The sequence below is a fragment of the Rhodococcus marinonascens NBRC 14363 genome (assembly GCF_001894885.1).
Classification (GTDB): domain Bacteria; phylum Actinomycetota; class Actinomycetes; order Mycobacteriales; family Mycobacteriaceae; genus Rhodococcus_F; species Rhodococcus_F marinonascens.
The window spans coordinates 147,817-159,695 of record NZ_BCXB01000011.1 but is presented as its reverse complement, the minus strand read 5'-3'; the positions used below and the strand labels follow the sequence as shown (position 1 = coordinate 159,695).

Here is an 11,879-nt window from a genome sequence, read left to right as displayed (position 1 = left end):
TCCGGTGCGGCCATATCGGCAAGAAGAACCGGCCCCGTCAGGACCGGTTCTGTTGCCTCGACTGCGGTTTCGTTGAACACGCAGACATTGTCGGCTCGAACAACATCGCGTATCGGGCCGCCGAAAACTACCGGGCCCAGTCAACGGTCCCTAGTGCGGCGTAACGTCTAGCATCCAGCTAGGCGCTATAGCTGCAAGCTTGGCCCTTTAGGGCCGAGTAGTTGACTACCGTCTTTCGTAGATCTCTTCGAGGAGAACCTGTGGCCGTCGATCGCCTACTGCCCACCGACGAAGCCCGTGATCTGATCCAGCTCACGCGTGACGTCGCCGACAAGATCCTCACGCCGATCGTCGACGAACACGAGAAGTCCGAGACCTACCCCGGTGGTGTCTTCGCCACCCTCGGACAGGCGGGGCTGCTGAGCCTGCCTTACCCGGAGGAGTGGGGCGGCGGCGGACAACCGTACGAGGTATACCTCCAGGTCCTCGAGGAGATCGCAGCCCGGTGGGCAGCCGTGGCCGTGGCCGTCAGCGTGCACAGCCTCGCCTGCCACCCGCTGATGACGTTCGGCACCGACGAGCAGAAACAGCAGTGGCTCCCGGACATGCTCGGCGGCACGACCATCGGCGCCTACAGCCTCTCCGAGTCGCAGGCCGGTTCGGACGCTGCCGCGCTGGCGTGCAGGGCCGCCACGACCGACGACGGATATGTCGTGAACGGCGCCAAAGCGTGGATCACCCACGGCGGCATCGCCGACTTCTACAACCTCTTCGCCCGCACCGGCGAGGGCTCGAGGGGCATCTCCTGTTTCCTCGTACCCAAGGATACGAAGGGGCTGACCTTCGGCAAGCCTGAGGAGAAGATGGGCCTGCACGCCGTCCCCACCACCTCCGCGCACTACGACGACGCATTCGTCCCATCCGAGCGGCGCATCGGTACCGAGGGCCAAGGACTGCAGATCGCCTTCAGCGCACTCGACTCCGGGCGACTCGGCATCGCCGCTGTCGCGGTCGGTTTGGCGCAGGCCGCGCTCGACGAGGCCGTCGCCTATGCCCAGGAGCGCACCGCATTCGGGAAGAAGATCATCGATCACCAGGGCCTGGGCTTCCTGCTCGCCGACATGGCCGCTGCGGTGGATTCGGCCCGGGCGACGTACGTCGACGCGGCGCGCCGCCGTGATGCGGGCCTGCCGTACTCCCGCAACGCGTCCGTGGCGAAATTGGTGGCCACCGACGCCGCGATGAAGGTCACGACCGACGCTGTCCAGGTTCTCGGCGGCTACGGTTACACCCGCGACTTCCGCGTCGAACGGTACATGCGCGAAGCAAAGATCACCCAGATATTCGAGGGCACCAACCAGATTCAACGCTTGGTGATCAGCCGTTCCCTCGCTGTGAAGTGATCGGCGGCAACTACATCGAGATGTTCAACATCTGACAGCGCCAGTCGCCTGAACTCGACTGCATGTCGCCCGACTAGGTACGAGCCTCGCTGGGTGCGGTATTCGACTTGCCGGCGATGATGGCGTCGACGTTTGCCCTTTCCTTGGGACCCCAGGTCTCACGGGTGTTCAGCACGCCGAGCAGGCCTATGACGCCCACCAGGACGTACAACGAGGCTCCGCCCGCCCACCCGAATTTGGTTGCCAGGAGGACGGCCAGGAAGGGTGCAAATCCAGAGATGGAGGCTGCGACCTGGTATCCGATCGACGCTCCGGAGGTTCTGGTGTTCGTTCTGAACAACTCGGCGAACCACGCGCCCTGGGTGCCGGTGAAGACCGCGTGGATGATGCCGATGCCGATGACGAACACGAGGACGATGAGGAATGCGTTCCCCGTGTTGCTCAGCATGAACATCGGGAAACCGAACACGATGACGGCGATCGTGCCGGCGAGATACATTCGGCGCCTGCCGATGTGGTCGGTCAGTGCTCCGGCCAGCAAGGTTACGGGAACGGCGATGAGGCTCGCGATGACGATGCCGGTGAGGCCGACAGTCCGGCCGTGGTCGCTGTTCTGGGTGATGTAGGAGAGCAGGAAGGTGGCCGTGACGTAGTAGGCGCAGCTTTCGACGACGCGCAGCGAGATCACCCTCAGGATGTTGCGCCAGTCGTTCCGAATGACGGTCGTCAGGGGGTTGTCAACAATGTCGCCGGATGCCTTCGAGTCTTCGAATTCGGGGGATTCCTCGAGCTTCATCCGTACCACGAGGCCGACGACGATCAGTACCGAGCTGGCGAGGAAGGGCAGCCGCCACGCCCAGTCGGTCTGCAGGGAGGCCGAGAGGAGGAAGGCGGCGTTGGCCAAGGTGATTCCCAGCGGGTTTCCCGCTTGTGGGATCGCGGCGAAACGGCCGCGCTTCTTCCACGGTGCGTGCTCGAAGGTCATCATGACGGCGCCGCCCCACTCTGCGCCGAATGCCAGGCCCTGAATCATACGGATGATGACCAGCAGTATGGGAGCAAGGATTCCGACGTTTTCGTAGGTGGGGAGCAATCCAATGAGGACGGTGGCGATGCCCATGGTCAGGAGTGCGCCGACGAGCACGGGCTTGCGGCCGTACTTGTCACCGAGGTATCCACCGATTGCTCCGCCCAGGGGCCTCATGACGAAACCGACAGCAAGCGTGGCGAAGGCTAGCAGGGTGCCGACCACGGGGTCCGTACTGGGAAAGAAGACGTCGCCGAAGTAGAGTGCTGCGGCCGTACCGTATGCCACGAAGTCGTAGTTCTCCACGCACGTTCCGGCGGCCGAGGCCATCGCGGTCTTGATTTTGGTCGGTGACCCGTGAGCGGCCTGCCGCTGTAGTTCGGTGGTGTCGGCGGCCATGTTTCAATCTCCCTCGATATTTCAGTGCGGTCCTCGGTGCGAAGCAGAGGGACCGGTAGGTGGTGCTGGTCCGTTCAGATCTCGCCCGAGAGTTCCCGGGCTCCTTCGAGTTCCATTTCCCGCAGCTTGTGGACCCGCCTGATCGTGTCCTCGTCGTTGTCGAATCTCGCGTCGAGGAAGGATTCGAGGACCTCCCTGGCCGTGGCCTGGCCGACGAGCCATGCGCCCATGGCGAGGACATTCGCGTCATCGTGTTCGACGCTTTGATGGGCGGAGTAGACATCGTGGCCCAGCGCGCAGCGGATGCCCGGGATCTTGTTGGCGGCCATGACGGCCCCGACTCCGGTGCCGCAGACGAGCACGGCGCGGTCCGCCTCGCCGGACTTCACGAGCCCGCAGGTGAACCGGGTAACATCCGGGAAGTCCACGGGTGTCTCACTGGGTGCTCCGCGGTCGATGACCTCGTGGCCGAGTTCTTCCAGGACGGTCCGGACGAACGCCTTGAGTGGGAAGCCGGCGTGGTCGTTGCCGAGTGCGATCTTCATGAGTCTCCTTGGGGCGGAGGGGTGGACGGGGAATCGGGCGCCTGGAGAACTTCTTCGCGGTGTGGAATCGATTCCATGGCTCCGCTGCGGGCGACGGCCAGCGCCGAAGCCCGAGTGGCGAGTTTCATTGCCGTGACCAGATCCCCCGGATCGGCCAGGAGGGATGCGGCCAGATAGCCGACGAAGGTGTCGCCGGCGCCGGTGGTGTCTTTGGTGATCACCGTGAGGGCCGGCACATGGACGAGGTTGTCGCCCAAGACCGTAAACGACCCTTCGGCGCCGGCGGTGTACACGATCGCGGGACCGAGGACGGCCGGCAGTAAGCGGACGAGGTCGAGGGGGTCGCTGGCGGGAATTCCGGTCAGGTCGGCGACGAGCGAGATTTCCTGCTCGTTGACGACCAGAAGATCGACGTCGTCGAAGAGCTCTTCTATCTGCAGGGGCGCCGGAGCCGCGTTCAGGACAACGAACAGTCCACGGGACTTTGCGCTCCGGGCTGCACGCCGGACCAGTGTGGCCGGGATTTCCAGCTGTAGGACGAGGATGTCTCCCTCTCGGGCTTCGGCGATGTCCATGTCTTCTGTTGTCAGGCTGGAGTTCGCTCCAGGGCTGACGAGGATCTGATTTTGTCCCTCGTCATCGACGGCTATGACTGCTGTCCCCGTGGGGACTGCGTCCACGACCCGAATGTGCCGGCAGTCGACGCCGGCGCCGGACAGGATCTCGAGTATCCGCCGTCCATGGGCGTCATCGCCCACCGCTCCGGTGAACGCCACGGCCGCTCCGGCGCGAGCCGCGGCGACGGCCTGGTTTCCGCCCTTGCCGCCCGGTCCGTAGACCGCGTCCGACCCCCGGACGGTCTCTCCTCCCCGGGGCAGGGCGCGGACGCGGATGGTCTGGTCGATGTTGAGACTTCCGACCACGAAAATCGTGCTCACAGGACCTGCTCCATCGGTGGCGTAATAGTTGACGCCCGCACGATCAGTTCACTGGGGAGAACCACGGATTCGGGTCGATGTCCGTCGATGACGTCGAGGAGCATCCCCACCGCGGTGCGGCCCACGGCTTTCACGTCATGGGCGATGACCGTCAGTGGCGTGTCAAGCAAGCGAAACCACTCGAGATCGTCGAAGGCGATGACAGCCATGTCCGAGCCGATGCGGATGCCTTCGCGGTTCAAGGTGGACAGCGCTCCCAGCGCCATGGGACTGTCGGCCGCCACCAGCGCGGTCGGCCGCTGGGGGAGGGCCAGCAGGTGCCGCGCGCCCGCCGCACCGCTGGCTGGTTGAAAGTCCCCGATGTACGTCAGGGCCGGGTCGCCGCTGAGGCCGAAGTCGTGTGCAGCCTGAGAGAAGGACCGGAGTCGCTCGCGCCCGGTGGAAGTGGACTCTGGTCCGGCGATGTAACCGACGCGCTTGTGGCCCTGCCGGGCGAGATGCTCCACCGCCTGCCGGATGCCGGAATCGCTGTTGATCGTCACGCTCGGCACATCGATGCCGTCCACTGTCCGGTCGACGAATACGGTGGATATGCCTCTGTCCAGTACCGCTCTCAGGCTGGGACTTCCCTCGCCCTGCGGTGCGGCGATGACCCCCGCCACACGCTGGGAGATGAAGGTATCGAGATACCGGTCCTGCTGCTCGATGCTCTCGTTCGCGTTTCCCAACAACGTGACCAGGCCCTTGGCCAGGGCCGCCTGCTCAGCGGCATGCGCCAGGTCTGCGAAGAACGGGTTGCGGACATCGGAGACCAGCAGTCCGATGACGTTCGTTCGGGTCGATCGCAGCGCACGGGCTTGAGCATTGGGGTGATAGCCCAACCGTGAGGCCGCGTCCATCACTTTCGCCATGGCCTCGGGTGAAGTCGCGGGGTTGCCGGAAAGCACCCGCGAGGCAGTGGCAGGTGAGACACCGGCCATCGCTGCCACGTCCTTGATCGTGATGATCGGACCGGTCAAGGCTTCTCCCTCGTTCATGGAATCGATTCCATGGAATCGATTCCATGAAGTATGTGACACGACCGACATTTCGTCAAGGGTCGAGGGTGAAGCGTCCACGTCTGGCAGGGGTCTCGGGCGGCTCCCGGCGCGGCGCGGAGTGCGCCGCACCGGGATTTCGATTGTCTCGATGAGTCGGAGTTCGGTCAGCCGACCGCGGCGGTCTCGATCTGGACCGGGGTGTTCGGCGCGCCGCCTCCCGCCGCCATGGAGCCGTCGTCGCCGGCGGCGGCGATCTCCTCGATGGTGGCGAGGCCGTCCTCGGAGATCGAACCGAAGACGGTGTAGCTCGGCGGAAGCACCGAGTCGGCGTAGACGAGGAAGAACTGGCTGCCGTTGCTCCCGGGGGTGCCACTGTTCGCCATTGCCACGGTGCCGCGCGGGTAGATCACCGGCTGGCCCAGACTCGGGTCGCCTGCTGCGAACGCCGTCTCGGGGTATTCCGTGTCGAAGCCGTATCCCGGACCGCCGGTGCCCTCACCGGTGGGGTCACCGCACTGCAGGACCTTCAGGCCCTCGGATGTCACGAGTCGGTGGCACGGTGTGTCGTCGAAGTACCCCTGCTGGGCCAGGCTGGTGAAGCTGTTGACCGTGCAGGGAGCCTCGGCGCGGTCCAGGACGAGACCGATCGGTCCGGCGCTGGTGGTGAGGTCGACAGGGGCGGTGCCCTCAGTAGACACACCCGAGGTGGGCGGCGCAGTGACGTCCTTTGCGGCGGACCGACCCTGCGGGTACGTGCAGTCCACCGTGGCCGCCACGGGCGTCGGGACGGGTGGGAGAGAACCAAACCCGGAGAGATCCAGCGGCTCCGCCGCGGCGCTGGTCTCGGTCGCCTCGGACGCCGTGGTCGTTTGCGAACTACCGGAATCGGACGAATCCGAACAACTGGCGAGAATGACCGCGAGGCCCACGCCTGCGATGAGTATCGGGGTGCGTTTCATGTGTCCATCCTTACACCCCGGGGACTCAGTCCAGCCGGACGGACGTGATGTCGACCGGAAGGTTGGGCTTGCCTCCGCCGACCGATATCGATCCGTCGTCGCCGGCTGCCGCGACCGCTTCTATGGTGGCGAGACCGGTCTCGTCGATGGTCCCGAACGTCGTGTACTGCGGGGGCAGCTGGGAATCGTCGTAGACGAGGAAGAACTGGCTGCCGTTGCTGTCGGGCTGACCGCTGTTGGCCATCGCGATCGTGCCGCGCGGGTAGGTGACCGGCACCTGCAGCGACGGGTCCGTCTCGGCGTACTGGTCGGTGGGGAACTCGTTGGCGAAGCCGTATCCCGGACCGCCGGTGCCCTCACCGGTGGGGTCACCGCACTGCAGGACCTTCAGGCCCTCGGATGTCACGAGTCGGTGGCACGGGGTGTTGTCGAAGTATCCCTGGCTCGCCAGGCTCAAGAAGCTGTTGACGGTGCACGGCGAATCGGCGTTGTCCAGAGTGAGACCGATGTTGCCCTGCGTTGTCTCCATGCTCACGCTGACGGTGGCCACCGTCGTGTCGATGTCGTCGGTGCGGGGAGGGTCCACCGGCCTCGCCGGCGGCTGATCGTCCGGGGTGTAGGTGCACGACACCAACTCGGGAAGTGGTTCGGCCCGGCCCACGGGCATCACGCCGGGCGACTGGGCGGAAGCCGAGGCCGACTCGGCGGTGGACGCATCGCCCGCGTCGTCGTCGCCTCTGATCAGTGTGACCGCGACCGCGACCGCGGCAACCACGATTACGACACCCAGCGCCGAACTGGCGATCGTCAGTTGCTTACGCTTACGCGCTCGGTCGGCTCGGCGTTCGAGCTGGCGCTCGAGCTTTCTCTTGGCTGCTTCCCGGCGTTGCTCGTTGCTCGGCACTGAGGGTGTCCTCCCATGTCTGTCTGTCTGGCAGTCGGTCTATAGACGGTAGGTCGATATTGCGGTAGGTCGGTGTGATCTACCTCGGCGCGCACGACGTTCAAAGTGTGCCATCAGAACCTGAGATCATCGCCTCGGGGCGACGGCTTACGCTGTAGTAACTGCCAAAATTACTCGAACAGGGGTGTCGCGCGTGCTCGTCACTGGATTTCCGGCCGGGATGTTTCAGACCAACTGCTACATCCTCGCGCAGGATGATGCCCGGGAATGCGTGGTCGTGGACCCAGGCCAGGATGCTGCTGAACCGCTGTTCGAGTTCCTGGCCGCGTCGACGCTCACCCCGACGGCGGTTCTGTTGACGCACGGCCACCTCGATCACGTCTGGAACGCCTACGACGTCTGCGAGAAGTTCGGGATTCCGGCGTACATCCACCCCGAGGACCGGTACATGCTGACCGACCCCGGTCGCGGCATCGGCCCCACGATGAAACCGTTCATCGAGGGCTTGGATTTCATCGAACCGAGCGAGGTGATCGAACTTGCCGACGGTGACACGATCGAGCAAGCGGGCATCTCCTTCGCCGTCGATCACACCCCCGGTCACACGCAGGGTTCGGTGGTCTTACGGACCAGCGTGGACGGCGAGAACGGCCCCCTCGACGTCGCCCTCACCGGCGACACCCTGTTCCAGGGGTCGATCGGCAGGAGCGACCTGCCGGGCGGCAACCACGAGCAGTTGTTGCAGTCGATCGCCGACAAACTTCTGATCCTCGGAGACGACACCGCGGTCCTGCCCGGACACGGCGGATCGAGTTCGATCGGCGTAGAACGTGTGTCCAACCCGTTTCTCGTTGGACTCTCGGGATCGAAATAGGGAAAGGTGGCGACCGTGAGCAAAGCCAGCACCTTCTCCGCGCCCAAGGGCGTTCCCGACTACGTCCCGCCGCAGTCTTCCGAGTTCGTCACGGTCCGTGACGAACTCACGCGCGCCGCGCGATTGGCAGGGTACGGGCACATCGAACTACCGATCTTCGAAGACACCAGCCTGTTCGCACGCGGTGTCGGCGAGTCCACCGACGTCGTCAGCAAGGAGATGTACACGTTTGCGGACCGCGGTGACCGGTCGGTGACGTTGCGCCCAGAGGGCACGGCAGGGGTGATGCGCGCGGTGATCGAACACGGCCTCGACCGTGGACAGTTGCCGGTGAAGCTGAGCTATGCGGGACCCTTCTTCCGGTACGAGCGACCGCAGGCGGGACGGTACCGTCAACTGCAGCAGGTGGGGGTCGAGGCCATCGGCGTCGACGACCCGGCTCTCGACGCCGAGGTCATCGCCGTCGCCGACGCCGGCTTCCGCGGACTCGGTCTCGAAGGTTTCCGGCTGGAGATCACCTCGCTCGGCGACGATACGTGCCGGCCGCAGTACAGGGAACGGTTGCAGGAGTTCCTGTTCGGGTTGCCGCTGGATGAACAGACCCGTCGGCGCGCCGAGATCAATCCGCTCCGCGTGCTCGACGACAAGCGTCAAGAGTTGCGCGAGTTGACGGCGGACGCACCCCTGATGCTCGATCACCTCTCGGCCGGCGCGAAGGCGCACTTCGACCAGGTGCTCGCGCACCTCGACGCGCTGGGCGTGCCGTACGTGATCAACCCGCGGATGGTGCGCGGACTCGACTACTACACCAAGACCACGTTCGAGTTCGTCCACGACGGTTTGGGGGCGCAGTCGGGCATCGGCGGCGGCGGGCGCTACGACGGCCTGATGGCTCAACTCGGCGGTCAGCCGTTGTCCGGCATCGGTTTCGGGCTCGGTGTCGACCGCACCGTGCTCGCGCTGGCAGCCGAGGGCAAGACCGTGGGTTCACCGGCACGCTGCGAGGTCTTCGGAGTGCCGCTGGGCGACGAGGCGAAGGCGCGGATGGTGGTGATCGCCCAGCAGTTGCGTGCCCAGGGAATCCGCGTCGACCTCGCGTACGGAAACCGCGGGGTGAAGGGTGCGATGAAGGCGGCCGACCGATCCGGTGCCGCGCTGGCACTCGTGCTCGGCGACCGTGACATCGCGGAAGGCACGGTGGGGATAAAGACCCTCGCCACCGGCGATCAAGAGTCGGCCTCCTTGGCGGGCGTCGTAGCGCGCGTCGGAGAGATCCTTGGAGCGTGACGCGGCACCGCCGGTGTCACTCGACCTCGTTCCGATCGAGGCGATCGCGCCGCGCCTGAAGCGGGTCGCGATAATCGCGGTCCTGATCGGTGTGGTGATTGGGGCGATCGTCGGGTTCTTCACATCGCTGTGGGTCGGCGTGGCAGTCGGGGCCGTGATTGCGGTCCCGACCGCAGCACCGGCGCTCGTCGCGCTGCGGCGTCGAATCACTTTGCAGCAAGGGCGAATCAGGTCGACTGGTGGGATTCGTAGTCGCCAGGTCGACGCGACGAGGGCGGTCGCGGCCGAGCTCGTGATCCGGTCAGCCCGGGTCAGCGAGGTCAGCGTCCGGATCACCGACCCGGACGGCGGCCTCGCAATTCCGCTGGCCCTCTACACGGGTGACGGTGGCCGCGAACTCGAAGTGCTCGGGCTGCGCCGGTTGGCCGACGCTTTGACGAAGAGTGAACTGGTCCCGGCCGCCGCGATCGCCTCGGTGCTTATCGAGCAATTGCGGGCCGAGGCGCGGGGTGCGGCACTACCCGACCGGCCCCTGTTCCGGGCCGTGGAACTGGTGCGTTCGGAGGGCCGCGTCCCCAAGACCACGCTCACCGACCACGAGGTGGCCGCGCTCGTCGAGTGAGGGTCAACTCCGTTCCGCGAACGGGTCGTCGTCGAGGTCCTCGCCGCCGATCACCGCGGGCGTGACCATCGGGAGGTCACCGCCGAAGGCCGTGCTGTCGCCGGCGCTGACGAGGTAGCCGGGCGTGGATCGTCCGGCACCCTGATCGTCTCCGCCGCGTCCGGCACCTGCCATTCCCGCCCCGCCCATCGGGGCTCCGGAACCCATGGTCGATGCGGGCGTGGATGTCGCCGGCATGGTTGCAGGTCCAGACGACCCCGTGCCAGACGGAACCGCGCCGGGGGCGACTCGGTGCGGTGCACCGCTCACGAAACCACCTGCGCTGCCTTGCATGCCGATGCCTGCACCGCCGCCACCGAAGCCTGCTGAACCAGCTGTGGAACCGAGGCCGGACCTGGAGGAGAGGCCATCGGTGGGCAGGCCTCCCGAGGCGACCCCCGCTGCCTGCGTATTCGCCGACACGAGACCACCGACGCCGTCGGTCACCGTCGAGATGATCGGCTTGCCTACCTGCTCCATCACCTGGGATGCGATCGAGAACGGGGAGTTCGCCCCTCCGGGGCCAAAGCCGACCGACCCCGGCGGTGTCGGCACCGAAACCGGAGTGGTGAGGCTGTTCATCGTGACAATGTGCTCGGTCAGTTCGGCACGTGTCTGCGTCACCACCCCAATGGCGGCTTGGATGTGCTCGGCGGCGGAAGCCAAGAGCATCGCCTGCCCCGGCGGTGTCAGTACCATCGGTGCGGCCGCGACCGCGGTGGCCGCGAACGACTCGGCGATGCCCATCAGATTGGCGTTGCCGCGGGCGACGGACGCGGCCGCGGTCTCGGTAGTGCGTGATATCGCCGCGCCGCGTTCGCTCAACTCGGCGCCGCTCGTTTGGGCCTGCGTACCCTGCGACCGCGCAGCCTGGGCTGCATCGCTCTGCCAGATCTGATCGAGGACCTTCAGCCCGGACATACCCATCGACATGGTCTGGTCGATCACCTTCGATGACATGTCGAGGATCGACGTCGGATCGAAGTCGCCGAACATGCCCGTGCCGAAACTGCCCGCAAGATCCCGGAGCGGCGCCAGCAACTCGTCGATCCCCGGCAGCGCAGGCAACCCTCCGCCGTTCAGCAACGCCTCGATGGGATTCGGCGGAAGTGGAGGCAACACCGGCAGCGCTGGCAACGGTGGCAGGTGCGCTGCGCTCAGGTCACCGACCGGAGTGTCGAGCAGCGGGCCGAGGGGCGAGTTCTGCAGTGCCTCGAGGGGCGTGCTCGGCAGCGGCGTTTCGAGGGCGTCGCCGACAGCAGTTCCCTGGATCAGGTCGAGGATCGATTCGGATCCTGCAGGCGATCCGGGGGAGTTGGGGTACGTCATGCGGGATCTCCCATTCCCTCGCCGATTCCACTGAGGGCAGCGCTGTTGGCATCATCGACGGATTCGTAGGAATCTGCGGTGGCATCGGCCGCGGCCGCAGTCTGCGCGTAGTGAAACGAGAGTTCGGCGACGGACTGGGCGTGAGTGGCCTGCGCGGCGGCGAAGGCAGTGAGGAAGTCGGCTCCGATTGGACCGAATACCGGCGCCAGCGTGGCGAGATCGGCCCCAAGGTTGGCTGCGGCGCCACCGATCTGCTCGGCCGCCTGCGCGGCGGTGTCTCCGTACTGTCTGATGCCGTCCGCGACGACGAAGACATCGCTCAAGATGACCCCCCAAGGTGACAAGCGTTTGCCAGACCTTATCTCACCCATGCGACGGTGGCGGATAGAGGTCTGACCACCAGTTGGTACGGCAATTCACGGTCGGACGGTGAAGGGCAGGGCGCTATTTCGGGAGTCAGGCGGCCTGCGGGGTGACCCTGTCGCTGTTCTTCTGCTTATGGTCCTCGCCGAC

The 11,879-nt window shown here is 65.8% G+C and carries 12 protein-coding genes; 4 read left to right on the top strand and 8 right to left on the bottom strand.

The features are described 5' to 3' along the window. Positions 1–260: 260 nt before the first annotated feature. A complete protein-coding gene (locus RM2_RS10555) occupies positions 261–1,403 on the top strand; it encodes an acyl-CoA dehydrogenase family protein (RefSeq protein WP_072688887.1) in 1,143 nt (380 codons plus the stop codon). 73 nt (positions 1,404–1,476) lie between these two features. Here the strand turns inward: RM2_RS10555 and RM2_RS10550 are convergent, their stop codons facing one another. From RM2_RS10550 to RM2_RS10525, 6 genes are all read right to left on the bottom strand, one after another. Next, positions 1,477–2,829, bottom strand: a complete 1,353-nt coding sequence (locus RM2_RS10550; protein WP_072688886.1) for an MFS transporter — start codon at positions 2,827–2,829, stop codon at positions 1,477–1,479. 74 nt (positions 2,830–2,903) lie between these two features. After that, a complete protein-coding gene (locus RM2_RS10545) occupies positions 2,904–3,374 on the bottom strand; it encodes an RpiB/LacA/LacB family sugar-phosphate isomerase (RefSeq protein ID WP_072688885.1) in 471 nt (156 codons plus the stop codon). Then, positions 3,371–4,312, bottom strand: coding sequence for a ribokinase (locus tag RM2_RS10540; RefSeq protein WP_072688884.1), 942 nt, complete (start codon positions 4,310–4,312; stop codon positions 3,371–3,373). The genes RM2_RS10545 and RM2_RS10540 overlap by 4 nt, the downstream gene beginning before the upstream one ends. Further along, a complete protein-coding gene (locus RM2_RS10535) occupies positions 4,309–5,349 on the bottom strand; it encodes a LacI family DNA-binding transcriptional regulator (RefSeq protein WP_245813823.1) in 1,041 nt (346 codons plus the stop codon). Before RM2_RS10535 ends, RM2_RS10540 begins: the two co-directional genes overlap by 4 nt. A 167-nt stretch (positions 5,350–5,516) precedes the next feature. Next, the gene (locus tag RM2_RS10530; protein WP_072688883.1) at positions 5,517–6,311 is read right to left on the bottom strand and encodes a peptidylprolyl isomerase; all 795 of its coding nucleotides are present in this window, start codon (positions 6,309–6,311) and stop codon (positions 5,517–5,519) included. A 25-nt stretch (positions 6,312–6,336) separates the two neighbouring features. Beyond that, positions 6,337–7,215 carry a peptidylprolyl isomerase gene (locus RM2_RS10525; protein WP_072688882.1) on the bottom strand — a complete coding sequence of 293 codons (879 nt, stop codon included), beginning with the start codon at positions 7,213–7,215 and terminating at the stop codon, positions 6,337–6,339. 193 nt (positions 7,216–7,408) lie between these two features. Here RM2_RS10525 and RM2_RS10520 point away from each other — a divergent pair, with 193 nt between their 5' ends. From RM2_RS10520 to RM2_RS10510, 3 genes are read left to right on the top strand one after another with little or no spacing between them, the layout of a single operon-like run. Continuing rightward, positions 7,409–8,089, top strand: coding sequence for an MBL fold metallo-hydrolase (locus tag RM2_RS10520; RefSeq protein WP_072688914.1), 681 nt, complete (start codon positions 7,409–7,411; stop codon positions 8,087–8,089). Between the two features lie 15 nt (positions 8,090–8,104). Then, positions 8,105–9,376 (top strand): histidine--tRNA ligase, encoded by a 1,272-nt coding sequence (hisS, locus tag RM2_RS10515; protein WP_072688912.1) that lies wholly within the window; start codon positions 8,105–8,107, stop codon positions 9,374–9,376. Further along, a complete protein-coding gene (locus RM2_RS10510) occupies positions 9,366–9,998 on the top strand; it encodes a hypothetical protein (RefSeq protein WP_072688881.1) in 633 nt (210 codons plus the stop codon). Before hisS ends, RM2_RS10510 begins: the two co-directional genes overlap by 11 nt. 3 nt (positions 9,999–10,001) lie before the next feature. Here RM2_RS10510 and RM2_RS10505 read toward each other — a convergent pair whose 3' ends face one another. Both RM2_RS10505 and RM2_RS10500 read right to left on the bottom strand, forming a co-directional pair. Next, positions 10,002–11,366 carry a hypothetical protein gene (locus RM2_RS10505; protein ID WP_072688880.1) on the bottom strand — a complete coding sequence of 455 codons (1,365 nt, stop codon included), beginning with the start codon at positions 11,364–11,366 and terminating at the stop codon, positions 10,002–10,004. Beyond that, entirely contained in the window at positions 11,363–11,689 is a 327-nt protein-coding gene (locus RM2_RS10500; protein WP_072688878.1) for a type VII secretion target, read from the bottom strand. The genes RM2_RS10505 and RM2_RS10500 overlap by 4 nt, the downstream gene beginning before the upstream one ends. Positions 11,690–11,879: the final 190 nt, after the last annotated feature.

What these genes read in the sequence shown, in the direction of transcription:
- RM2_RS10550 (WP_072688886.1), bottom strand. Translation starts at nt 2,829, where the DNA reads ATGGCCGCCGACACCACCGAACTACAGCGGCAGGCCGCTCACGGGTCA.
- RM2_RS10545 (WP_072688885.1), bottom strand. Translation starts at nt 3,374, where the DNA reads ATGAAGATCGCACTCGGCAACGACCACGCCGGCTTCCCACTCAAGGCG.
- RM2_RS10535 (WP_245813823.1), bottom strand. Translation starts at nt 5,349, where the DNA reads ATGAACGAGGGAGAAGCCTTGACCGGTCCGATCATCACGATCAAGGAC.
- RM2_RS10530 (WP_072688883.1), bottom strand. Translation starts at nt 6,311, where the DNA reads ATGAAACGCACCCCGATACTCATCGCAGGCGTGGGCCTCGCGGTCATT.
- RM2_RS10505 (WP_072688880.1), bottom strand. Translation starts at nt 11,366, where the DNA reads ATGACGTACCCCAACTCCCCCGGATCGCCTGCAGGATCCGAATCGATC.